Annotated in this window: 21 protein-coding genes and 1 other annotated feature; of the genes, 6 read left to right on the top strand and 15 right to left on the bottom strand. The window is 38.7% G+C overall.

Annotated elements, in window-relative coordinates:
• Nucleotide 1 precedes the first annotated feature (1 nt).
• Nucleotides 2-367: a hypothetical protein gene (locus LKW28_RS00935; RefSeq protein WP_229138462.1), complete on the top strand. Its 366-nt coding sequence runs from the start codon at nt 2-4 to the stop codon at nt 365-367.
• Nucleotides 368-410: 43 nt separating this feature from the next.
• Here the strand turns inward: LKW28_RS00935 and LKW28_RS00930 are convergent, their stop codons facing one another.
• The gene (locus LKW28_RS00930; RefSeq protein ID WP_229138461.1) at nt 411-968 is read right to left on the bottom strand and encodes a competence protein ComK; all 558 of its coding nucleotides are present in this window, start codon (nt 966-968) and stop codon (nt 411-413) included.
• Nucleotides 969-1,148: 180 nt separating this feature from the next.
• On the bottom strand, nt 1,149-1,361 hold the full coding sequence (locus tag LKW28_RS00925) for a hypothetical protein (RefSeq protein ID WP_229138657.1): 213 nt from the start codon (nt 1,359-1,361) through the stop codon (nt 1,149-1,151).
• 154 nt (nt 1,362-1,515) lie between these two features.
• On the opposite strand from LKW28_RS00925, the gene LKW28_RS00920 reads away from it, so the two are divergent.
• Nucleotides 1,516-1,749 (top strand): IDEAL domain-containing protein, encoded by a 234-nt coding sequence (locus LKW28_RS00920; RefSeq protein WP_229138460.1) that lies wholly within the window; start codon nt 1,516-1,518, stop codon nt 1,747-1,749.
• A gap of 61 nt (nt 1,750-1,810) precedes the next feature.
• On the opposite strand, the gene aceA is transcribed toward LKW28_RS00920, so the two are convergent.
• From aceA to LKW28_RS00905, 3 genes are all read right to left on the bottom strand, one after another.
• Nucleotides 1,811-3,088 (bottom strand): isocitrate lyase, encoded by a 1,278-nt coding sequence (gene aceA / locus LKW28_RS00915; protein ID WP_229138459.1) that lies wholly within the window; start codon nt 3,086-3,088, stop codon nt 1,811-1,813.
• A gap of 28 nt (nt 3,089-3,116) precedes the next feature.
• Nucleotides 3,117-4,706, bottom strand: a complete 1,590-nt coding sequence (gene aceB / locus LKW28_RS00910) for a malate synthase A (RefSeq protein WP_229138458.1) — start codon at nt 4,704-4,706, stop codon at nt 3,117-3,119.
• A gap of 202 nt (nt 4,707-4,908) precedes the next feature.
• Nucleotides 4,909-6,171 (bottom strand): M48 family metallopeptidase, encoded by a 1,263-nt coding sequence (locus tag LKW28_RS00905; protein WP_229138457.1) that lies wholly within the window; start codon nt 6,169-6,171, stop codon nt 4,909-4,911.
• 162 nt (nt 6,172-6,333) lie between these two features.
• Nucleotides 6,334-6,606, top strand: a binding site (T-box leader).
• A gap of 43 nt (nt 6,607-6,649) precedes the next feature.
• Between LKW28_RS00905 and argS the strand changes: the two genes are divergently transcribed.
• Nucleotides 6,650-8,335, top strand: a complete 1,686-nt coding sequence (gene argS, locus LKW28_RS00900) for an arginine--tRNA ligase (RefSeq protein WP_229138456.1) — start codon at nt 6,650-6,652, stop codon at nt 8,333-8,335.
• A 310-nt stretch (nt 8,336-8,645) separates the two neighbouring features.
• Here argS and LKW28_RS00895 read toward each other — a convergent pair whose 3' ends face one another.
• The 5 genes from LKW28_RS00895 to LKW28_RS00875 form a co-directional block, all read right to left on the bottom strand.
• Nucleotides 8,646-8,951 carry an MGMT family protein gene (locus LKW28_RS00895; protein WP_229138455.1) on the bottom strand — a complete coding sequence of 102 codons (306 nt, stop codon included), beginning with the start codon at nt 8,949-8,951 and terminating at the stop codon, nt 8,646-8,648.
• Nucleotides 8,952-8,964: 13 nt separating this feature from the next.
• A complete protein-coding gene (locus LKW28_RS00890) occupies nt 8,965-9,741 on the bottom strand; it encodes an enoyl-CoA hydratase (RefSeq protein WP_229138454.1) in 777 nt (258 codons plus the stop codon).
• Between the two features lie 111 nt (nt 9,742-9,852).
• Nucleotides 9,853-11,403, bottom strand: coding sequence for a fatty acid--CoA ligase family protein (locus LKW28_RS00885; RefSeq protein WP_229138453.1), 1,551 nt, complete (start codon nt 11,401-11,403; stop codon nt 9,853-9,855).
• A 174-nt stretch (nt 11,404-11,577) separates the two neighbouring features.
• Complete coding sequence (locus LKW28_RS00880) at nt 11,578-12,567, bottom strand: lipoate--protein ligase (RefSeq protein WP_229138452.1); 990 nt, start codon at nt 12,565-12,567, stop codon at nt 11,578-11,580.
• Between the two features lie 7 nt (nt 12,568-12,574).
• Nucleotides 12,575-13,306, bottom strand: coding sequence for an MBL fold metallo-hydrolase (locus LKW28_RS00875; protein ID WP_229138451.1), 732 nt, complete (start codon nt 13,304-13,306; stop codon nt 12,575-12,577).
• A 191-nt stretch (nt 13,307-13,497) separates the two neighbouring features.
• Here LKW28_RS00875 and yhfH point away from each other — a divergent pair, with 191 nt between their 5' ends.
• The gene (gene yhfH, locus LKW28_RS00870; RefSeq protein ID WP_229138450.1) at nt 13,498-13,626 is read left to right on the top strand and encodes a protein YhfH; all 129 of its coding nucleotides are present in this window, start codon (nt 13,498-13,500) and stop codon (nt 13,624-13,626) included.
• A gap of 30 nt (nt 13,627-13,656) precedes the next feature.
• On the opposite strand, the gene hemY is transcribed toward yhfH, so the two are convergent.
• The 4 genes from hemY to LKW28_RS00850 form a co-directional block, all read right to left on the bottom strand.
• The gene (gene hemY / locus LKW28_RS00865; protein ID WP_229138449.1) at nt 13,657-15,087 is read right to left on the bottom strand and encodes a protoporphyrinogen oxidase; all 1,431 of its coding nucleotides are present in this window, start codon (nt 15,085-15,087) and stop codon (nt 13,657-13,659) included.
• 39 nt (nt 15,088-15,126) lie between these two features.
• Nucleotides 15,127-16,059 (bottom strand): ferrochelatase, encoded by a 933-nt coding sequence (gene hemH, locus LKW28_RS00860; protein ID WP_229138448.1) that lies wholly within the window; start codon nt 16,057-16,059, stop codon nt 15,127-15,129.
• Between the two features lie 22 nt (nt 16,060-16,081).
• Nucleotides 16,082-17,128, bottom strand: a complete 1,047-nt coding sequence (hemE, locus tag LKW28_RS00855; protein ID WP_229138447.1) for a uroporphyrinogen decarboxylase — start codon at nt 17,126-17,128, stop codon at nt 16,082-16,084.
• A gap of 202 nt (nt 17,129-17,330) precedes the next feature.
• Nucleotides 17,331-19,469 carry a transglycosylase domain-containing protein gene (locus tag LKW28_RS00850; RefSeq protein WP_229138446.1) on the bottom strand — a complete coding sequence of 713 codons (2,139 nt, stop codon included), beginning with the start codon at nt 19,467-19,469 and terminating at the stop codon, nt 17,331-17,333.
• Between the two features lie 109 nt (nt 19,470-19,578).
• Between LKW28_RS00850 and LKW28_RS00845 the strand changes: the two genes are divergently transcribed.
• Both LKW28_RS00845 and LKW28_RS00840 read left to right on the top strand, forming a co-directional pair.
• Entirely contained in the window at nt 19,579-20,085 is a 507-nt protein-coding gene (locus tag LKW28_RS00845; RefSeq protein ID WP_229138445.1) for an antibiotic biosynthesis monooxygenase family protein, read from the top strand.
• Between the two features lie 115 nt (nt 20,086-20,200).
• Complete coding sequence (locus LKW28_RS00840; protein ID WP_229138444.1) at nt 20,201-21,619, top strand: hypothetical protein; 1,419 nt, start codon at nt 20,201-20,203, stop codon at nt 21,617-21,619.
• Between the two features lie 94 nt (nt 21,620-21,713).
• Here LKW28_RS00840 and prpB read toward each other — a convergent pair whose 3' ends face one another.
• Nucleotides 21,714-22,619, bottom strand: coding sequence for a methylisocitrate lyase (gene prpB / locus LKW28_RS00835; protein WP_229138443.1), 906 nt, complete (start codon nt 22,617-22,619; stop codon nt 21,714-21,716).
• Nucleotides 22,620-22,648: the final 29 nt, after the last annotated feature.

The following is a 22,648-nucleotide window of genomic DNA, read 5'->3' as shown; positions in this document are numbered from 1 at the left end:
CATGACAAGAATACCCGAGGATGACCGTAATCTTTTTGAAAAAGCCATCTTTTTACCAATGGTTCTAACCATCCTTAATCGTGATCTTTCAGCAATAGAAACAGCTGGCCTTAAGTTAAAAAAGCCGTATCTCCATTTGCTTGAACATACAATGAAGAAAGTTCAAAAAGACCTCTACACAATTAAACAACAAATGAAAAAGAAAAATATGAAGGTATGGGAAAAACAGAGAGATGAGGCATTTACCTTATTTTCATTCATGTATCGAGGCTATGAAGAGGAGCATAACTACTTTAACCCACGGATTCGAAATGAAGTTCAACAACTGCTTGAATCTTATTTTATCGAAAAAAATACCAGTGAGTAATATTGGACAATTATAAAATAGGGAAAAATATTTATTGTTCTTTTTATTTTTTAGGATCAGATCTATTGAGTAGACTTTCATTGTTTTGAGGATTGATCACAAAATTAATGCGTTTATTTGGTTTATCCATTCGATTAGTAACAATCGTTCGCAGTTGTGCAGTTCTATGGAGTTGGTTTTGGAAGGACCCCTTCGAGATTTGAAGTTGAATCGCTTGCTTGTTTGTGAAGATAACGGTTGTTTTCTCATGCAGACTATACTCACACTCTGAGACATAATGATGTGAAAGCCATGCACAGTCATGTTTTGTTGGAGAAGCAGTCGGAAATAGAAAAATCTTATTAGATGCTTCCACAATAATTGGCGCCTTATGGGTAACCCCCATAATATCACGCGTTCCTTCTTGCCGTCCTTTAAGTGAGCTTCCAAAATAACGACAGCTTCGGTCAACGATTTCAGTAGGTTTCATAGCGACGACATATTCACCTTCTACCTCAATCACCCTAGAACAAGTATTATTCCCCATTTCAATTGGAAGTACCGCCATTGTGTCAGGGTTAATCTCATATTCCACTAAATAATTCGTAGTCTTCACTCCCATTCATTCATCCCCCTTCTAATTGTTTTAATTTTTAAACTAGTGGAAGCATTTTCATAATATCATTTCTAGGTATTTATAACTATACTGTTCACAAAATGTTCACAAAAAAAGTGGAATTCTTTTTAAAATGCTCTTTTCTATCCCAAGAGCGCTTTTAAAAGAAGTCCACTAAGGCATCTACTATGAATTTTCATTAATTTGACCCAGTTCTTTTTCCGCAAGATAGGCATTTGCTTGTTCTAATGTTGTATGCTCATCAATCGAATCACCAGCATAGGCAGATTCCGAAAGAAAAGGATTATTTGTATCAAGTACGTTTGACATCCCGAAAACTGGATTTAATGGTGTATTCATTGGGATATCGTTGTTTGAATGCTCATTTGGATTTTTCATTATTTCCACCTCCATTATTATCATGCATGTAAATCCAACATATCATACAAAAATTTCAATTATTCCAAATAAATTTTAAAAAAGTCTAAAAATTCAGTTGATTTTAAGTATCTCCCTAAATATACTAATAAAAAGGATTTAGGGGTGAGCTTTCATGAAAAACAGAAAAATATATTCAGAGGTCATGAAGTCACGAGAAACTAAAAACCGCAATTCACCTAGAGAAACGGTATTTGACATATATATTCAAATGATTATTGATGAGAGCCTATTCAAACGAAAAAAAGAGCTTTTGGAGACGAAGGTTAATCAAGCAATTGATACAAGAAATGAAGGATTATTTATGGAGGCATCGGCAGAATACCGGAGACTGTTTAGCAAAACATGATAAAATAAAACTTCGTAAAAAAACTGACTAACGAAAGTTAGCCAGTTTTTTCATGCCTCAATTACTTTGTAAATTGCGCTTCTTCTGTTGAACCCTTTAAAGCGGTTGTTGAAGAAGTCCCACCCGTAATGACTTGAGCAACTTCATCAAAGTAACCTGTTCCTACTTCACGTTGATGGCGAGTTGCTGTATAACCATGCTTTTCACTTGCAAATTCGGCTTGCTGAAGCTCTGAATATGCTCCCATTCCTCTTTCCTTATAGCCTCTAGCCAATTCAAACATGCTGTGGTTTAGAGCGTGGAATCCAGCTAATGTAACAAATTGGAATTTGTAACCCATCTTTCCGATTTCTTTTTGGAAGTTTTCAATCGTCTCTTCATCAAGCTTCTTTTTCCAGTTAAATGACGGAGAGCAATTATAGGCTAATAGCTTATCAGGGAACTTTGCATGAATGGCATCCGCAAAACGCTTGGCTTGCTGTAAGTCTGGCTCGGATGTTTCACACCAAATCAAATCTGCATATGGTGCATATGCTAGACCGCGTGCGATTGCTTGGTCAAGTCCCGCTTTCGTCCTGAAGAAGCCTTCAGGCGTTCTTTCACCTGTAATAAATTCCTGATCAACGGGGTCGATATCGCTTGTAATCAGGTCTGCTGCATCCGCATCTGTTCTAGCCACTAATATTGTTGGAACACCCATTACATCCGCTGCAAGTCGTGCTGAAATTAAATTTCGTACCGCTGTTTGAGTTGGCAATAACACCTTTCCACCTAAATGTCCGCATTTCTTTTCAGATGATAGCTGGTCTTCAAAATGGACACCAGCAGCGCCTGCTTCAATCATGCCCTTCATAAGCTCAAATACATTCAACTGCCCCCCGAATCCAGCCTCAGCATCTGCTACAATTGGGGCAAACCAATCTGTATCACCATCCCCTTCCAAATGATGAATTTGATCGGCACGTTGTAGAGCCTGGTTAATCCGCTTTACAACACTTGGAACGCTGTTTGCGGGGTACAAGCTTTGGTCCGGATACATATGTCCTGAAAGGTTTGCATCTGCCGCAACCTGCCAGCCACTTAAATAGATTGCCTTAAGACCTGCTTTTACTTGCTGAACTGCCTGATTTCCGGTTAATGCTCCCAGTGCATGAACATAATCCTCTGTTTGAAGAAGATTCCATAGCTTTTCAGACCCTCTACGTGCCAATGTATGCTCAATATCGATTGAACCTCGTAAGCGAATGACATCCTCAGCACTGTATGTTCTTTCTATTCCCTTCCATCTTGATTCCATTTCCCAGCTTTCTTGTAATTTTTGAATTCTTTCATTTGTCATTTTCTAATCCTCCTTTTAGTCTTGTAATCTATAAAATTTCATAACCAGGCAAAGTCAAAAATTCTATGAACTCATCATTTATCACTAATTCCTCAAATAGACTTGTGGCTTCCAAGAAACGACCAGCTTCGAATGCTTCTATCCCAATTTCTTGTTTAATTTTCTCAAGCTCTTCTGCTTTAAGTTGTTGAACAAGTTCAAGAGTCACCTTTCTTCCATCCTGTAAGATCCCTCTCGGATGGCGAATCCATTGCCATAATTGTGCTCTAGAGATTTCAGCCGTCGCCGCATCCTCCATAAGGTTATGAATCGGTGCAGCACCATGTCCGCGAAGCCATGATTCAATATATTGAATACCTACATTGATATTTGTACGTACACCTTGCTCTGTTATGCTACCATTAGGAACAGCGATAAGATCCTCGGCTGTCACTTGAACATCCTCACGTTTTTTATCAATTTGGTTAGATCCTAGCATGACAGTATTAAAAACCTGCCTCGCAATTGGCACAAGCCCCGGATGTGCAACCCATGTACCATCATGACCATTATTTGCTTCACGTTCTTTATCCGCACGCACCTTTTTATAGGCTTCATCATTTGCAAGTGGATTGTTTTTTACGGGTATCTGGGCGGCCATTCCACCAATTGCATGACATTCGCGCTTATGACACGTCTTAATGACATGCTGTGAATATGCATTCATAAATGGAGCTGTCATCGTGACTTCTGATCGATCAGGTAAAATTACATTCTCCACATTTCTAAATCTCTTTAAATAGCTAAAAATATAATCCCATCTCCCACAATTAAGCCCAGCAGAATGTTCCTTTAGTTCATATAAAATTTCATCCACTTCAAAGGCTGCAAGAATCGTTTCGATTAATACGGTAGCTTTAATCGTTCCTTGCGGGATGTCCAATTCGTTTTGTGAATAGACAAAAACATCATTCCACAGCCTTGCTTCCAGATGGCTTTCCATTTTTGGCAGATAAAAATAAGGCCCGCTTCCATTCCCAATTAAATATTTAGCATTATGATAAAAATAAAGTCCAAAATCTAGTAAACTTGCCGAAATTCTCTTTCCATCAAGTTCAATATGTTTCTCTTCTAAATGCCATCCTCGAGGACGAACAACAAGGGTTGCAATTTGATCGTTTAACTGATATTTTTTTCCCTTTGGATTTTCAAATGTAATGGTCCTTCTTACAGCATCCCGTAAATTAATTTGACCCTCGATTACGTTTTTCCAAGTTGGAGCATTAGCGTCCTCAAAATCCGCCATAAATACCTTTGCTCCAGAGTTCAGTGCATTAATAATCATTTTACGGTCAACAGGTCCAGTAATTTCAACTCGACGGTCCTGCAGGTCTTTCGGAATCGGTGCTACTGTCCAATCCCCTTTTCGAATTTGTTCTGTTTCAGTTAAAAATGTTGGCATGATCCCATTATCGATTTCTTCCTGCCTTTGCTGCCTCTTTTCCAATAGATGTTTTCTTCTTTCTCCGAAGTTCCGTTCTAGCTTCTCTATGAAGTTTAATGCTTGAGGTGTCAAGATTTTTTCAAACTGCTCATTCATTTTTCCTGTGATTTGAATTCCTGAGGTTTGAATCGACATTTTTTCGAAAACTCCTTTCACATTTTGTTATAATACAGTTTGTTGATACTAAAAGTATTATATAACAGACTTTCCAAAAATGGAACATTTTTCTGTAAATTTTTATATAACAATTATTAAATTTAACATTCTGTGCTACAACAACCTTAAAAATAAAAAAGCCTTGCGGCAGAAATCGTTCTGCAAACAAGGCTCCATGTGTTTATTTTTCACTCTTTTTAAACTCATTGGTATACGTAATTCGTTCAAGCATTGTTGGGTGACCATATCTAAAAATCTTTACTAGGAATGGAGGGTTTACTTGGCTAAGTCCTGCTCTTGATAATTCTTGGAATGACGATACTGCCGCTTTGTTATCCTCTGTCATTTCAAGCGCATATAGATCGGCTGCTTTTTCCTGATGTCTTGAAACAGCGTTTGAAACTGGATCCGAAACAAAGCTTAATACCGATATTAATAATAAAAACACTGGCAAAACTGCAATATCTTTGACACTTGAGATTTTAAACATATTGCCCCATTTCCGAATCATGAAGGTCATAAGTTTGCTAATAATAAATAGTCCCACTAAAGTTAAAATCAAATATCCAGCAATTCCAAAATAAATATGTTTCATCACGTAATGTCCCATTTCATGGGCCATAATGAATAATATTTCATTTTCATTTAGACGCTGAAGCGTCGTATCCCAAAGCACAATCCGAGAATTAGAGCCAATTCCTGTTACATATGCATTTAGCGCATTTGTCTTTTCAGACATGTTCACTTCAAATACATGGTCTGCCGGGATATCTGCACGGTCCGCCATCTCAAGAATTTTCGTTTCCAACTCTTTATCTGTTAATGGGAAAAAGTCATTATAGAGTGGGTCGATAATGACCGGCTGGACGAACATGAGAAACATTGAAAATGGAATCGACAGAAGCCATGCGTGAAACCACCATCTTTTTTCATTTCTTCGAATTAACCAGAATAAGACAGCTACAATTACAATCATTAATGCATAATTGACCCAAAAATCGATTAGAAGATCCTTCATCCAGCTTTGTGTAGATTGAATCGTTATATTGTACTTTTTTGAAAGATTATAGCTAATCCAAGAAAGTGGAAATGATAAAACTTCTACTAACAAGGATAACCAAAACAGATAAATTGCAGTTTGTAGGATTGAAAATTTCGCTGATACCTTTGACCAATCACGGAACTTTGCCGATATACCAATCGCAAGGACTAGAATATAAATTAGCCATTCAAATGGTATGGACAGGAAAAACAAAAGATTCCTAATTTGTGAATACTCTTCACTTAATAATAGCTCACGTTCATTCATGAACGTCTGTGGATCTGCCGGACTTCCTTTTAACTGGGCAGGGATGTCCGTATTTGCTCCAAAAAATAAATACCATGCTATAAATAAACCAAATACAAAATAAATTCCAAGTGACCAACCAATTACTTTTTTCACCAAGCTGTCCCCCTTCGTGTACAACCCCTATTACTAGTATTTTAGTTAAAAATAAGGCCAGTTAGAACACCTCTTTTAATATAATCCATTTTAGACAAGTTGAGCTTTGAAAAAACTTATTGATTTCTTTAGTGGAATCCGGTAATATGTATGGAATATATTTGAAATTCTATGATGAAGAGAGTAGTCCTGATGTAAGCCAATAGCGAGTTGGGGATGGTGGAAGCCCAATGGCGAAGTCAAGATGAACCGCACTTCTGAGAAGCCGCCTGAAAATATTTTTGTTGTTCAAAAAGGAGGATGAAATTCGATGTGTCATTTTCACCGGACTTTTTGGACTTCCTAAAGTAGGGTGTGCCGGGGGAACCCGTTACTTATTAAGAAGGTTCTTGATGGACAATTGGAGTGGTACCGCGGGTAAATCTCGTCTCTTTTTTAGAGACGGGATTTTTTTTATTTTATTTAGGAGGTTTTGAACATGAATGTCATAGAAATATATGCTGAAGCACTATCAAAATGCCTTCAAGATGCTTTAACTTATGATGAAGTATTACAGTTAATTGAAAAACCAAAATTTCAGGAACAAGGTGATCTCGCTTTCCCGTGCTTCACACTTGCGAAGCAATACCGAAAAGCCCCGGTGGTTATCGCTCAGGAAATAGCTCCGTCGATACAGGAACCACTTTTTGAAAAAGTTGTTGCAGAAGGGCCATATGTAAACTGTTTTCTTAACAAAGAAGAGGTGAGTAAACACATCCTTCAAAGCATTCTTACTAAAGGTTCTCAATATGGAAGCGAAGATATTGGTGAAGGTGGCGCCATTACCATTGATTTTTCCTCACCAAATATTGCAAAGCCTTTTTCAATGGGACATTTGCGCTCAACCGTCATTGGTAATGCTCTAGCTAATATTGTAGAGAAATGTGGCTATCAGCCAATTCGAATCAACCATCTTGGTGATTGGGGAACACAATTCGGAAAACTCATTGTCGCGTATAAGCTTTGGGGTAACAAGAAGGCGGTTCAAAAAAATCCAATCACCGAGTTGCTCCAGCTTTATGTGCGTTTCCACTCGGTAGCCGAGACGCAGCCTGAACTTGATGATGAAGCAAGGTTATGGTTCAAAAAACTCGAGGATGGAGACGAAGAAGCCTTATCTCTTTGGCGCTGGTTTAGAGTGGAGTCATTAAAAGAATTTTCACGGATTTACTCCTTACTTGGTGTAGTTTTCGACTCTTATAACGGTGAAGCATTTTACAATGATAAAATGGATGCGGCAATTGTATTGCTGAATGAAATTAATTTGCTGTCTGAATCAGATGGAGCCGAGGTGGTTGATTTATCGGAGGTTGGTCTTCCTCCATGCTTAATTAAGAAATCTGACGGAGCAACCCTTTATGCAACTCGGGATGTAACAGCCGCTATTTATCGTCAAGAAAATTACCATTTCAAGAAAGCAATCTATGTGGTTGGCCATGAACAAAGTCTGCATTTTAAACAAATCTTTCTAGTACTCGAAAAAATGGGATTTGGATGGGCAAAGAATATGGTTCATGTTCCGTTCGGCTTCATCCTAAAGGATGGAAAGAAAATGTCGACACGGAAAGGTAAAATTGTTCTTCTAGAACAAGTGATTGAAGAAGCCATTGACCTTGCTAAACGAAACATTAACGTCAAAAATCCTAACTTGGAAAATAAAGAAGAAATCGCGAAGAATGTCGGTGTTGGTGCCATCATTTTTCATGATTTAAAAAATGATAGACTCAATAATATCGAATTTTCCCTGGAGGAAATGCTGAAATTTGAAGGGTCGACTGGTCCTTATGTGCAATACACCCATGCGAGGGCTTGCTCGATTTTACGAAAGGCAGCGGTTTTGAATTTTCCGACAAAAGGACTATCTGATTCCCATAGCTGGTCGGTTGTGAAGCTACTCATTGAATTCCCAACTATGGTCCAAAGAAGCATGCAGTTGTATGAGCCATCTGTAATCGCAAAATATATGATTGAACTCGCTCAAGAATTTAACAAATATTATAGCCATGTAAAAGTCCTCCATAAAGACGACGAAATGAATGACCGGGTTGCATTGGTACGTTCCGTTACAATTGTTCTTAAAGAAGGACTCCGGTTACTAGGAGTAAAAGCACCGGAGGAGATGTAACAAGTGGGAGATCAAATTAGGCATCCTTTCAGATAGATAGAGGGAAAAAGTTCGCTTATTTAGCAAAAAACATAAAGGTTTGCTTAAATAGAGGGAAAAAATCCACCTATTGACCCGATAAACGTGAAAATGGGGGATTTTCCTTCGAATAAAAGGAAAAACCTCCCTTATATCCTCCAAGGCATGCCACATTCGGAATTTAGTGGAAAAATTTCCCCTTATTTTACCTTGCAATTCACTCTCATTATTATTTCAGCACGTAATTTTGAAAAGTACCCCAAAACGAACAGATTGGATTGTTCCGGGCCTTTTACTTAGGATGATACTGATATTTACTTAGTTCAACAGCACCATCAACAACCTCTACCCCTTCATCCTCAAGAAAAATTATCTGGGCATCGTGGGTTTCTTCATCACGGATAGCGATTTCCCCCTTAGAATTAATGACCCGAAACCAAGGTAGATTGTACTTTTTACTCATCGAATGAAGAACACGTACAACCTGTCTCGCACCACGAGGGCTCCCTGCAATTTTTGCAATCTGCCCATACGTCATCACCTTTCCAGGTGGTATTTGCTTAATAATTTGAATAACATTTTCGGTAAATGGCTTCATAGCGCCCCTTTAATTATTTCCCTTTAAAATTTGGTTTTCTTTTTTCATTAAAAGCAGCCAGTGCTTCGACTCTGTCCTCAGTAGGTATGATCACTTCATATGCTTTACGTTCTAATTTAAAGCCTGTATGTAAATCAGTATTCATCCCCTGTTTAATCGCAAATTTCGCTTGTTGTATAGCAAGTGGACCATTTTTCAGCATTTCATTTGCTAGCTTCATAGTAGCTTCCATTAATTCATCTCGGGCAACAACACTTGAAACAATTCCATATTCCTTCGCTTCATGTGCACTTAGGCGTTTAGCAGTTAAGATAAGCTCCAGTGCTTTTGTTTCACCAATTAGACGCGGAAGTCGTTGAGTTCCCCCAGCCCCAGGAATAATCGCCAGACTCGTTTCTGTTAGTCCCATAGATGTATCCACAGCTGATATCCGGAAATCACAGGCTAATGCAAGCTCCATACCGCCACCAAATGCATAGCCATTGATTGCGGCAATTGTCGGCTGTGGCAAATCTCCAATATTCGCAAAAACTTCACCTATTTTATATACATTTCTTCTAACCTGTTCATCATTTAATGTTTTTCGCTCCTTTAAATCAGCACCGACACTAAATGCTTTTTCACCTGAGCCAGTAATGATAACAACTCGAACTTCTGCATTTGTACGGATTTGTTCAGCAACTTCATTAAATTCTTTAAGCATCTCATAATTAAAACAGTTCAGTGCCTCTGGACGATTGAGTGTGACAGTCGCAACATGGTTTTCAACCCGGTATAAAACTGTAGTCATGGGTCCACCTCTTCAAAGTTTTTTATATCGCTTACATCCTATTTCGCTTTCAAAAGAAAAATTCCTTTAAAATTAGAAAAAAGAACAGGCCGAATTGACCTGCTCTCCCTCTTATTTTGACACTAAATCCTTTAAAGTACGACGCAAAATTTTACCGGTTGTATTTTTAGGTAATTCTTCTATGAATTCTATTTTACTGGGAAGCTTGTATTTAGCAAGATGTTCACCACAATATGCAATAAGATCTTCCTCTGTTAAACTCGCGTCTTTCTTCACCACATAACAGTGAACCGCCTCGCCCTGATTTGGATCAGGAACACCAACAACAGCAGCTTCGACTACTTCTGGATGAGCGTATAGAACTTCTTCAACCTCTCTTGGATAGACATTGTAACCACCAACAATCACCATATCCTTCTTCCGGTCGACGATATAAAAATAGCCTTCCTCGTCCATCTTCGCCAAATCGCCCGTGTATAGCCACCCATTTCGCAATGCTGCATCACTTTCTTCAGGCATTTTGTAATAGCCCTTCATTACATTTGGTCCACGAACAATCAGTTCCCCAACTTGTCCGGCCGGAACTTCGTCACCATTTTCGTCGACAACCTTATTTTCAACATTCACGATGTTTGTCCCAATTGAACCCGGCTTACGAGGACGATCTAACGGATTAAAGCATGTGACAGGTGATGCTTCAGAAAGACCGTACCCTTCGGAAACAAGAACATTAAACTTTTGTTCAAAGCTTTTTAGAAGGGCAACTGGCATTGCTGCGCCACCTGAAATACATAAGCGTAACGAACTTACATCCTCGGGATTTCCTTCTGGATACTGAAGAAGGAAATTATACATCGTCGGTACCCCTGCAAAAACAGTCGCCTTATGCTCCTTTGCAATTTTGAAAATTTCTTTTGGGCTAAACTTAGGCACAATCAACATTGTTCCACCATTCATTAATGGTGCATTTAACGCTACTGTTAAACAAAAAACATGGAACACCGGCAATGTAGTAATCACTCTATCCTGATCGGAAATCTTTAGATATTCCGCAACATCCCGAGCATTACTATACAAGTTCATATGAGTCAACATGGCCCCTTTTGGTTTACCCGTTGTACCGGATGTGTATAAGATTACAGCAACATCATCATCGTCCAAGGTTGGTCCAACAAATGAAAGTTCTCCTGAATCCACTATTTTTGTAAACGATTTCAACTTAGGGTAGACGGAAAGCTTTGAGACATCCAGCTCACTTTCTGCACCCTGTGGCGTTTCGCATACAATAAGATGTTCAACTTTTGGAAGGTGTTCATCCACTTTTTCAAAAAGTGGAACAAGTAAGTCTAACGTTATGATAGCCCTTACATCACCGTTATTAACAATGTATCCAATTTCATCAGGTGTATAAATTGGATTAATTGGTATAACTGTTGCTCCTAAACGAAGTGCACCATAAAAGCCAATCACAAAATGTGGAGTATTCCCCAAAACAAGTGCAATGTGATCACCCTCTTTGATTCCTAGCTTTTCTAAACCACTTGCAAATTTTGTTACTGCTCCATCTAATTCAGCATATGTACTTGCATTTCCTTGAAAAATATATGCTGGTTTTTCGAAGTATTTCTTTGCTGTTTCCCCTAGTCGTGATGATAAATTCAAAATTCTCCCTCCTTTAGTCAATCTAATGAATGAATAGTCATTCATTAGATTGTAAAAAATAATATTCTAAATATATTATATTGAAAGAAAGTTTTTCTATCAAGACGATATTATGCTTTTTTTAAAAAAAGTCAGGCAAGAATCTATACTAGATTACCCGCCTGCCTTATAAATTTAGTAAATTAAATTTATAAAATCTTCTTTGGTAATTTTTCCGAAATAATGCTGAATGTCGATATCTTCCAATGCTTTCTCTAATTCGGCTTTTTCATACTTTGTTCCGTTTAGTCGATTTTCGATGTCCCCGACATCACCGACTCCGAAGAAATCACCATAAATCTTACAATTTTCAATTAACCCTTTTTGAACCTCTAGGCGCACATCAATAGAACCGACTGGAAAACGGTGTGTATGCTTGTAATTAAATTTCGGCGATTTACCATAGTTCCAATCCCAATTTTGATAGCGTTCCTTCGAAATTTCGTTGATTTTCTCCCAATCTTTATCCGTTAATTTGTATTCGGGAATATCGCCTTCTGTATTAAAAATATAGCGAAGCAGCATTTCCCTAAATTCCTCAATGGAAATTTCTTCAGTTAGGAACTCACTTATATTTGCAACCCTGCTTCTGACAGATTTAATACCTTTTGATTCAATTTTGTCCTTTTTTACTTTTAGTGCTGAAACAACATGATCAATTTCAGAATCAAACATTAGAGTACCGTGGCTGAACATTTTACCTCTAGTTGAAAATTGGGCATTTCCCGAAATTTTTCTTCCTTCAACTTCGATATCGTTTCGACCGCTTAGCTGTGCATTTACACCTAGTTTTTTTAATGCTTCAATCACAGGTTCAGTGAATTTTTTATAGTTATGGAAGCTTTCTCCATCATCCTTTGTAATAAAACTAAAATTTAAGTTTCCTAAATCATGATAAACAGCTCCGCCACCCGATAAGCGACGCACGACTTTAATTCCATTATCTTCTACATATTGAGTATTAATTTCCTCGATCGTGTTTTGATTTTTCCCGATGATAATGGATGGACCATTAATATAGAACAATAGATATGTTTCATTGATATCCAAATTTTTAAGAGCGTATTCCTCTATGGCTAAGTTAATTTGTGGATCATTTATTCCTTTATTATCGATAAATAACATCGTTTTTTCACTCCCAAGTAAGTCCAGATTTTGCTAATTTAATCAGACCATTAAATTGTTCTGAAGCTTGTTTAACAAGGTCTTCATGATTGCCGTAATGAGGCAAATGTGTTATCCAAAGTTCCTTTACTTTAGATGCAGCTGCAAGCTTCCCAACCTCGGTACTATTCATATGCCCCATATTAGAACCATCCTGGTCCGCATATAGGTTACATTCACAAATAAACAGGTCTGCATCCTTCGCAAATGGAATAAACTCATTAATGTAGCTAGAATCAGCGGAAAATACAATCGTTTGTCCACCAGCAGAAATTCTCATGGCATAGCAAACAACAGGATGCTTTGTTTTCATAAATGAGATTGAAAACGGACCAATTTTGATGGCTTCATCCGGATTGTAAGCCATCGCCTTTGTATGCCCTTTGTGTTCCAATCTTGAAAAGCCTTCCTGGTCAGCTGTATGTCCATAGATTGGCAGTTCCTTTTGTTGATTATGTATGGCATTCGTCACTAGTCTTGCATATTGCATAGGACCAATATCTGCTACATGATCATGATGGTAATGAGATAAAATAATCGCATCAAGTTCATCAATTGTTATATAGTTTTGAAGCTGTGCTAGTACACCGCTACCGCAATCCACTAGGAGACGAAAACCTTCATGTTCAAATAAATAACCAGTTGTGGCTTCATTTGCTGCTGGAAAGCCACCCCAAAAACCTACTACTGTTACTTTCATAGGACCACCTTTCCCGTCATTTAAAACTTCTTTAAAAATAACAACTCTTAAATGGTTTACCCCATCCAATCTTACTATAATCGATACGAAAAAAAAATTCACTTTTTTGCTACTTTGTTACAAAACAGTTATTGACATATTTTCACCTGTTATAGTACACTATAAACAATATAAGAAACGGAGGGGTTAAAATGTTAGTTAAAAGTACAGAATTTTTCAAAAACCTACCAGCTAAAAAATGTGTGGAGTGTGGCCATGATATTGAGGAGCAGCATGAGTGCTACGGGAATAAATGTGACCACTGTAATGAAATCAAATAAAAGAGGAAGGCCGCGGCCTTCCTTTTTCTATTACACCAAAACAGGTGTTTTCATCTTTAAGTATTCAAGAACTTTTTTAACAGCTTCTTCGCCTTGGTCAATACAATCGGGCAGTCCAAGACCTTCATATGAGCTTCCCGCTAAAAAGACGCCAGGTAAATGTTCTCCAACATTGTTCTTCACATTTTCTACCCGGTCCTTATGACCAACCGTGTATTGAGGCATAGCATCTTTCCATCTTGTTACAATTGAAAACTCAGGCTGGTCTGTTATGTTCATCGTTTTATTCAAATCATCGAGTACCACTTTGGTAATTTCCTCGTCCGATTGATCAACGATGGCTTCGTCACCTGCTTTACCAACATAGCAACGGAGCAGCACTTTTCCATTAGGTGTTGTATGTGGCCACTTTTTATGAGTCCAAGTAACAGCTGTGATAATATAATCATTATTACGCGATACAACAAAGCCAGTTCCATCAATATCTTTCTTAATCGCTTCTTCCGGGAAGGCCATAGCAACAGTCGCAACAGATGTTGATGGCATCTCCTTGAAGGGATCGAAAAATGGATATTGATTAAAAATGGATTGTGTTACATGATGCGGTGTCGCAACGACTACACTATCAGCCGTAATTTCTTTTCCATTACTTAGCTTTAAAAGATACTCTTGGCTATGTTTTTCAAGACCTTCGACTTTAATTCCTTTAAATACTGTGCCAGGTTCTAGTTTTGCTTCAATCGCATCAATAAATGATTGCAATCCAGTGGTTACTGTTAAGAACTGCCCTTTTGGTGCGGACTTTGTTTCTCCACTTGGCTTTGGTTTCGGTGGTGTGGTTTGCTTCATACCTACGATTAAGCTCCGGTATTTTTGTTCAACTTGATAAAATTGTGGAAAAGTCGACATTAAGCTCAATCGGTCAATATCCCCTGCATAGATCCCTGAAAGCAATGGTTCGATAAGGTTTTCTACGACCTCATCACCAAGTCTTCTCCTAAAAAATTGGCCTAATGATTGATCACCTTTCCCAGTTGTACGTGGCAGTACAAAATCCATTGCCGCTCTAAGTTTACCAAACGGGGTAAATAATCCTGTTGTAATAAAGGGACCAATTTGAGTCGGTATTCCCATTATGGATCCACCAGGCATTGGATGAAGCTTTCCATTAGCAAGGACGTATGATTTACCAGCAGTATTGTTGACCAATTTATCCCCTAGACCTACCTCATTGACAAGCCGTGAGGCACTTTTTTTCCTGGCTAAAAAGGAATCTGGACCTCTTTCAATAACAAAACCATCGCGTTCGACTGTTTGTACTTTTCCACCTAGTCGATGGCTTGCTTCCAAAAGTGTACAATTTATATCTAAGCCCTTCTCCCTTGCCTCTTTCTGGAGATAATAAGCTACTGTTAAACCAGTAATCCCACCACCTATAACAACTACCTTTTGATTACTCACTTAACATCGCCTTCTTTGCTTTATTCATTCAATCATCCATTATTCGTTTAGTTCTTTTAAAACAACAGTTGCCAAGCAATCGATAAATTCTGGTTTTGCATTTGGCATTTCTGGACGGTAGTAGCTTACACCCAGTTCTTCCGTTACAACTTTACATTCATAGTCATTGTCATATAAAACCTCTAAGTGATCTGCAACAAAGCCCACTGGAATGTAAACAAATGCCTTGTATCCTTTTTCATGATATAGATCTCTTGTTAAATCCTGAACATCCGGACCTAACCATGGCTCAGGCGTATTTCCGGCACTCTGCCAACCAATTTCAACATTTTTTACACCAGCAGCTTCCGCAATTAAATCTGCTGTTTCTTGCAATTGACTTGGGTATGGGTCACCTGCTGCAATGATTTTTTCTGGAAGGCTATGAGCGGAAACGATTAATACTGCATTTTCCCGCTCTTCTTCAGGCATTGAAGCAAAAGTTTGTTTCACCTGGTTTGCCCAGTACTCGATAAACTTCGGCTCTTTATACCAGCTTTCTACCGAGTAAATAGTTGGTCCATCTAGTTTTTCCGCTTCTTCTTTAGCACGACCATTGTACGCTTTTACACTAAAAGTGGAAAAGTGAGGTGCCAGTACAAGGCTCACGGCATCCTCTATACCATCTTCATGCATTTGCGCAACAGCGTCCTCTATGAAAGGCTCTATATGCTTTAATCCTTGGTACATTTTAAACTCAATGTTATCTTGGATTTGATTTAAATGTTCCTCAAGTTTTTTCCCTTGGTCAGTTGTAATTTTTGCAAGGGGTGAAATTCCGCCGATTGCTTCATAACGACTGCGAAGGTCTTCAAGCATTTCTGGTGATGGCTTTCGGCCGTGACGAATATGTGTATAATACCGTTCAATATCCTCTTCTTGGTATGGAGTACCGTATGCCATTACGAGTAGTCCCATTTTCTTTTTTGTCATTTAAAACACCTCAAAAGCTAGATTAATTAGATAAATTTTGTTTTGAATATTCATGTATGAATGCAGTTAGACGCTTTAGTGTCTCGGGTTTCACATCAGGGAATACACCATGACCAAGGTTGAAGATATAGCCCGGCTGTTCCATTCCTTGGTCTAAAATTTCTTTTGCTCTTTCTTCAATGACTTCCCAAGGAGCTAATAAAATGGCCGGATCAAGATTTCCTTGAACTGTTTTTGTAATTCCAAGTTCTCTTGCCGTCATAATTGGCAAGCGCCAATCCAAACCAACTACGTCAAGTGGTAAGTCATTCCATTCTAATGCTAAATGGCTCGCCCCTACCCCGAACATTATTAGTGGCACGTTTTCCTCACGAAGTGCTGTAAATATGCGATGCATGACTGTTTTAATGAAGCGGCGGTAGTCAGCAACATTTAACGCGCCTACCCAAGAGTCAAAAATTTGTACAGCTTTTACTCCTGCAGCTATTTGTGACTTCACATATGTAATCGTCATCTCAGCTAATTTATCCATTAGAGCAAACCAAGCCTCTGGCTCTTGATACATGAAAGCCTTCGTTTTATTATAGTTTTTCGATGGTCCGCCTTCAATCATATAGCTTGCCAGAGTAAATGGTGCTCCTGCAAATCCAATCAAAGGTACTGAAAGCTGTTCTGTTGTTAAAAGCTTAATTGTATCAAGTACGTATGGAACATCTTCTTCCGGATGAATCTCTCCAAGCTTTTTAACGTCCTTAACAGAACGAATCGGATTGCTGATAACCGGGCCAACTCCGGCTTTGATTTCAACGTCTACACCAAGAGCTGGAAGTGGCGACATGATATCCTTATAAAGGATAGCAGCATCCACATCATATTGTTCAACTGGAAGTCTAGTGACATATGCACATAGTTCTGGTTGATGAGTTATTTCAAATAGACCGTATTTTTCCTTTATTTTTCGATATTCAGGTTGCGATCGTCCCGCTTGGCGCATATACCAAACGGGTACATGTTCGGTCTTCTCACCTCTTGCCGCCCTTAATAATGTATCGTTAAAACCATTTTGCATATGTATTTACCTTCCTTTCAACATCTTCACAATAGTTACCATAATAGCATAAGTATGTTTCATTCATTAAATATTTGTTTCATTTATCCTCACTAATCAACTATAATTGTTTCTACTATCCTTGTATACAAAACCGGGGCAAATGTCAAAAATTTGACGAACTTCAAGGGTGGTGAATTCACACACCACCCAATTAAGATTTTTATTTATTTGAGAAAAAGGTAGGTTTTACTGATTGTGAGTGTGTACCTTCTTCCTTTGTTTGTGAATTATACGGTACGATAAAGTAGGAAGGCATTGAAAATATATTTACATTTTCAATTTCATAGACCCCTGTACCCCTCACAGAACCCACATATTTAACAGTCTTCGAATTTTCTTCATAAATTCGATATTCCACCCGCTCATCACTAGAAGGAGTCCAATTTAGAGAGACCGTAAACAGTCCTAGCGGCTTAAACGTTAAATTAGCTTTCACATCATCAATTTCGGCTAGTCTTATCGGCGGCTCAAGCTCATCCACATCCTTTGGCGCTGAAAATGCTGTGGCTTTTTTTAGTTCTGATTGTTCGAGAATTTCCTTAAACAGTTTAGTTGGAGATGAACTGCCCCCTTTTAAATAATGGGTAGAATCAGTCGAATCATAGCCCATCCACAAAGCTCCTACTACTGAAGGAGTAAAGCCGACAAACCAAGCATCCTTAATTCCGTTTTCCACACTTGGAAGATTGGTTGTCCCAGTTTTTCCAGCAAGTGCCCCTGTATAATTTCCTACTCTTGCCGTACCATTATCGACAACACCTTCAAGCATTCTTGTCATATACCAAGCCGTCTGCTTTGAAAACGCCTCGCTCTCATGTGTAGATGCCTCTCCAATTACTTTTCCTTCCCGGTTTTCTATTTTGTTTATCACATGAGGTTCGATGACTTTTCCTTCACGTGCAAAGGCACGGTATGCCTTTGCCATTGCAATTGGCGAAATTCCTTCCTTCAGTCCGCCTAATGCAATTGATAGACCTTGATCCGGAATGGTTATTCCTGTTTTTGTTAAATATTCCTTTGCCGTATCAATTCCCAGTCTGTCGAGCATCCATACAGCAGGTGCATTTGCAGATTCGATTAAAGCATCATACATCGAGATTTTCCCTTTATAAATCCCGGATATATTGCTTGGTTCATATTCACCATATGATAGCTGTTTATCAACCAACATTGAATAGGGATCAAACTCTTCCTCCTCCAATGCTGGGCCATAGACCGCGAGCGGTTTTATTGTCGAGCCTGGCTGACGTTTAATCAAAACCCGATTAATACCTCGGCTTACATAATGCCTTCCTCCGATACCTGCTAAAACTCCACCTGTGTCATTGTCGAGTAACACGAAAGCACCTTCGACATTATCATCGATGCCTGGGAAATTCTTTTGATCTTTAAAAAGCTCGAATGCCGTTTTTTGAATTTCTAAATGAAGTGGAACTGTAATCGTATAGCCCCCTCTAAGTAATTCTTCATTTGATAATTTATAGCGTGATTTTGCCTCTTCGAACACCATATCAATATAGGTTAATAAAGCCTGGTCTCTTTCAAGCTCATGAATATCCAAAGCAAGCGTCCTGCCTTGGACCCTTACAGCCTCCTCAGCCTGTAAAAACCCTTTTTTCTCCATTAGGTTAATTACCAAATCACGTCTTTGTTTACTTTTTTCAGGATTCAAAATAGGAGAATAAATAGATGGTGCTTTTGGAATTGCTGCAAGCAGAGCTCCTTCTTCAACTGTAAGATCACTGACATTTTTATTAAAATAAAACTTTGATGCAGACTGAATGCCATAGGCACCGTGTCCAAAATAAATTTGATTCAAATACATTTCTAGAAGTTCCTGTTTGCTGTATTCCTCTTCTAAATTAATGGCGATGATTAATTCCTTTGTTTTTCGAAGAAACGTTTTTTCATTTGTAAGGAACACATTCTTTGCAAGCTGTTGTGTAATCGTACTTCCACCTTCTACCTTTCCCCCCGCAACAATATCCTTATAGATTGCCCTGCCAATCGCCTGAACGTCGATGCCATGATGTTTATAAAAACGAGTATCTTCCACAGCGATAAACGCCTGTTGGACATATTCCGGAATATCTTTAATTTGCACAATGTCGCGATTCTCATAGTATAGTTTCGTAATAAATCTTCCATCTTCATCAACTAGTTTTGTTGCAGAATTCATGACCAGCTTTTTATCATCAATGACATAGTCACCTGCATATATGATAAGCAAATACCCACACAATCCAAGGACAAACGAACCAACAATAACAAATAATGAGAGAAATAATTTCCTTTTCATACAATGACCTCCTTGGAATAATTACTCGATCTAATTGGTTATGTTATCTTTTAGTATAACTGTAAAAGATTCTCACTATGTATTACGTATAAATATAGGAGGAGTTACAATGAATTTTTACATTGCGTTTGGGACGATTGATTTTTTAGAAAAGCTTCATGAGAAGTATAAAAAAGAAAATATGACGGCATTTTACAATAACGAAACAGCCATCCTGCTTCATGAAACAACAAAGAAATCTGTTTTTGCCGCACCAAGAAAATATGAAGTCATTACCGGGGAAGGAAACCTGAACGATGCTGCATTTGCGGCATTCACATATGTTCCAGTGACCGATGAAGGCAAGCCACTTTTTGAGTACAACATCACACAAAGGAATTCACTATTTCAGAACACGTCTGGTTTTATTGCCTTTCGCGCGCTTCGGCCGATAAAAAGTGATACCTTTGTCATTGCAAGCTTTTGGTTGAAAGAATCTTATTATTTAGATTGGACTCGTTCGCAAGCCTTTGAGCAGCTTGAACAAGTAATTGAAAAAACGAAAGCAGGCTTAAGCCAAACTGTATTTACCGGGCCAGTTTATACGAAAACGTTCCACTCATCTAAAACCAATTAAAAATTTTTGCGCACTTCTCACACCTTATCCTCATCAACATATTCTGTATTACAAACATGGGTAAATGTGTAGTTAGCCTTGCTTGAATTCGGATTAGTTGAATGGGGGTTTTGCAATGCTAGTGGAATTAACCGCCCTGCATTGGATATATGTTTCATTTATCCTCTTGATCATCGGCTTTATGGTGATGAGGAGAGACACCTCGCTTATTTGTATTATCGGTATCTTTTTACTAGCCATTACTGCAACAGGTTCGATTAGTGCTTCGATAAGTGGTGTCTTCAATAGCTTTATTTATGCAATAACCGAGTTGCTCTCAACTATACTCGTTATATCGATTATTGTTTCGATGAGTAAGGCATTAACAGTTACGGGCATCAATGATGTAATGATTGCTCCTTTTACAAAATTGATACGTTCCCCAGCACTTGCTTATTGGACAATCGGAATTGTAATGATGGTGATTTCGTGGTTTTTCTGGCCTTCGCCAGCCGTTGCCTTAATCGGTGCTGTACTTTTACCAGTAGCGATGCGGGTCGGCTTGCCAGCATTAGGAGTTGCCATGGCCATGAATTTATTCGGTCATGGGATTGCATTGTCGAGTGATTTTATCATTCAAGCGGCTCCAAAGCTTACTGCCGATGCAGCAGGTCTTGAAGTATTGGAAGTTGTAAAAGCAAGTATTCCGTTAGTGTTGGTAATGGGGATTGTGACAACAGTCGCAGCCTACATTTTCCTTCGTCGGGACATGCGAAAAGGTAACCTTACTGTTGGGGGAGAATCAAATTATGCAAATCCATTAACCAATGACCTTACAGAAAAGGAAGTACAACAGCTAAGAAAATTATTATCTCCTTCCGCAAAACGCTTCTTCGCAATCTTAATCCCGATTCTTTTTGCCTTAGATGTAGCAGCCATGTCCGCATTAAATCTTTCAGGTGGGGATGCAACAGCCCTTGTCGGTGGCACATCGATTTTTATTCTTCTTCTCATTTCATTAGTTGCCCATAAAAATGCTGGCTTAGAAAAAACAACAACCTATTTAATTGAAGGCTTTCAATTTGGATTTAAAGTATTTGGTCCGGTTATTCCAATTGCTGCCTTTTTCTATCTTGGTGACTCCGGTTTTGCGAAAATTATTGGTGAGTTCTTACCTGAACATTCACAGGGAATCGTGAATGACCTTGGCGTTAGTCTTGCTTCTGTTGTACCATTAAATGCACCAACAGGAGCCATTACCTTAACAATTGTGGGTGCAATCACCGGATTAGATGGATCGGGTTTTTCGGGGATTTCGTTAGCAGGATCACTTGCTGCATTGTTCTCATCAGCAATCGGGGCAGGGGCCGCAACATTAACAGCTTTAGGTCAAATTGCAGGAATTTGGGTCGGTGGCGGAACTTTAGTCCCTTGGGCGCTAATTCCCGCAGCAGCCATTTGCGGAGTTGACCCGTTTGAACTTGCCAGGAAAAACTTACTTCCTGTCACCATCGGGTTGGTAGTCACAACGATTGTGGCAATGTTTTTGATCTAATGGAAATTTAACAAGTAGAATTGTCTTCAATCGTAAAAGCCCCTCTGAATGAGGGGCTTTTTCCGTACTTCTTCCTATAACTATTACAATTATATTACTTCTCAGTTAATACTGTTCTAGCAATTTCTGTATCTAATTTTTCGAAATCATAATAACTTATTGTTTCATAAAGGTCTTTTCGTGTTTGCATTCTATCTAGAAATTCCTTCTGGGTGCCTGTGTTTTTAATTTCAGTATAAACATCCTCAACAGCTCTCGCCGCTACTCGTAGTGAAGTAACCGGATAAATTACCATGCTATAACCAAATATTTCAAACTCATTTGCACTATAATATGGGGTTTTCCCAAACTCCGTCATATTGGCAAGTAATGGGGCTTTCACCATACTTTTTACTTTATTAAACTCTTCTTCTGAAGTTAAAGCTTCTGGAAAAATCGCATCAGCCCCGGCTTCAATATATAGATTTGCTCTCTCGATTGCACGATCAATCCCCTCAACAGCAACTGCATCTGTTCTAGCAATTATGATTAAGGATGGGGCCACTTCTTTGATAATTCTTATTTTTTGAGCCATATCCTCAGGACTTACAAGCTTTTTCCCATTTAAATGGCCGCATTTTTTCGGCAGATCCTGGTCTTCGATTTGTACCGCAGCTACCTTTGCTTCAACCATTTCTCTTGCTGTTCTCGCTGCATTAAGAACCCCGCCAAACCCAGTGTCAATATCGACTAAAAGCGGTAGGTTCGATGCACGAATTAAATCTTTTGCCCGGGAAGCAAGTTCCTCCGACGTCACGATCCCCAAATCTGGAAGCCCCCTACTAGCCGTGTATGCTGCTCCCGATAGATATAAAGCTTCAAACCCGCTCTTCTTTGCAAGAAGGGCACTTATTCCATCATGAGCGCCTGGGATTTGCATAATCTTAGTTTCTTCTATTTGTTTACGAAAATCCAAAGCTAGTTCTTCTTGACTTCGTTCTTTGTCAACAATCCAAGCCATTTCATTCACCTCATCTCGAACTTAAGTCT

Source organism: Bacillus sp. REN16, assembly GCF_020731355.1.
Taxonomy (GTDB): domain Bacteria; phylum Bacillota; class Bacilli; order Bacillales; family Bacillaceae_L; genus Ferdinandcohnia.
The sequence above is the reverse complement of the archived record's forward strand: the minus strand, read 5'-3'. Positions and strand labels throughout refer to the sequence as shown.

Excerpts from the sequence above, each read along its gene's own strand:
- LKW28_RS00935 (WP_229138462.1), top strand. The coding sequence starts at position 2 with ATGACAAGAATACCCGAGGATGACCGTAATCTTTTTGAAAAAGCCATC.
- LKW28_RS00930 (WP_229138461.1), bottom strand. The coding sequence starts at position 968 with ATGGGAGTGAAGACTACGAATTATTTAGTGGAATATGAGATTAACCCT.
- LKW28_RS00925 (WP_229138657.1), bottom strand. The coding sequence starts at position 1,361 with ATGAAAAATCCAAATGAGCATTCAAACAACGATATCCCAATGAATACA.
- LKW28_RS00920 (WP_229138460.1), top strand. The coding sequence starts at position 1,516 with ATGAAAAACAGAAAAATATATTCAGAGGTCATGAAGTCACGAGAAACT.
- aceA (WP_229138459.1), bottom strand. The coding sequence starts at position 3,088 with ATGACAAATGAAAGAATTCAAAAATTACAAGAAAGCTGGGAAATGGAA.
- aceB (WP_229138458.1), bottom strand. The coding sequence starts at position 4,706 with ATGTCGATTCAAACCTCAGGAATTCAAATCACAGGAAAAATGAATGAG.
- argS (WP_229138456.1), top strand. The coding sequence starts at position 6,650 with ATGAATGTCATAGAAATATATGCTGAAGCACTATCAAAATGCCTTCAA.
- LKW28_RS00895 (WP_229138455.1), bottom strand. The coding sequence starts at position 8,951 with ATGAAGCCATTTACCGAAAATGTTATTCAAATTATTAAGCAAATACCA.
- LKW28_RS00890 (WP_229138454.1), bottom strand. The coding sequence starts at position 9,741 with ATGACTACAGTTTTATACCGGGTTGAAAACCATGTTGCGACTGTCACA.
- LKW28_RS00880 (WP_229138452.1), bottom strand. The coding sequence starts at position 12,567 with ATGTTATTTATCGATAATAAAGGAATAAATGATCCACAAATTAACTTA.
- LKW28_RS00875 (WP_229138451.1), bottom strand. The coding sequence starts at position 13,306 with ATGAAAGTAACAGTAGTAGGTTTTTGGGGTGGCTTTCCAGCAGCAAAT.
- yhfH (WP_229138450.1), top strand. The coding sequence starts at position 13,498 with ATGTTAGTTAAAAGTACAGAATTTTTCAAAAACCTACCAGCTAAAAAA.
- hemH (WP_229138448.1), bottom strand. The coding sequence starts at position 16,059 with ATGACAAAAAAGAAAATGGGACTACTCGTAATGGCATACGGTACTCCA.
- hemE (WP_229138447.1), bottom strand. The coding sequence starts at position 17,128 with ATGCAAAATGGTTTTAACGATACATTATTAAGGGCGGCAAGAGGTGAG.
- LKW28_RS00850 (WP_229138446.1), bottom strand. The coding sequence starts at position 19,469 with ATGAAAAGGAAATTATTTCTCTCATTATTTGTTATTGTTGGTTCGTTT.
- LKW28_RS00845 (WP_229138445.1), top strand. The coding sequence starts at position 19,579 with ATGAATTTTTACATTGCGTTTGGGACGATTGATTTTTTAGAAAAGCTT.
- LKW28_RS00840 (WP_229138444.1), top strand. The coding sequence starts at position 20,201 with ATGCTAGTGGAATTAACCGCCCTGCATTGGATATATGTTTCATTTATC.
- prpB (WP_229138443.1), bottom strand. The coding sequence starts at position 22,619 with ATGGCTTGGATTGTTGACAAAGAACGAAGTCAAGAAGAACTAGCTTTG.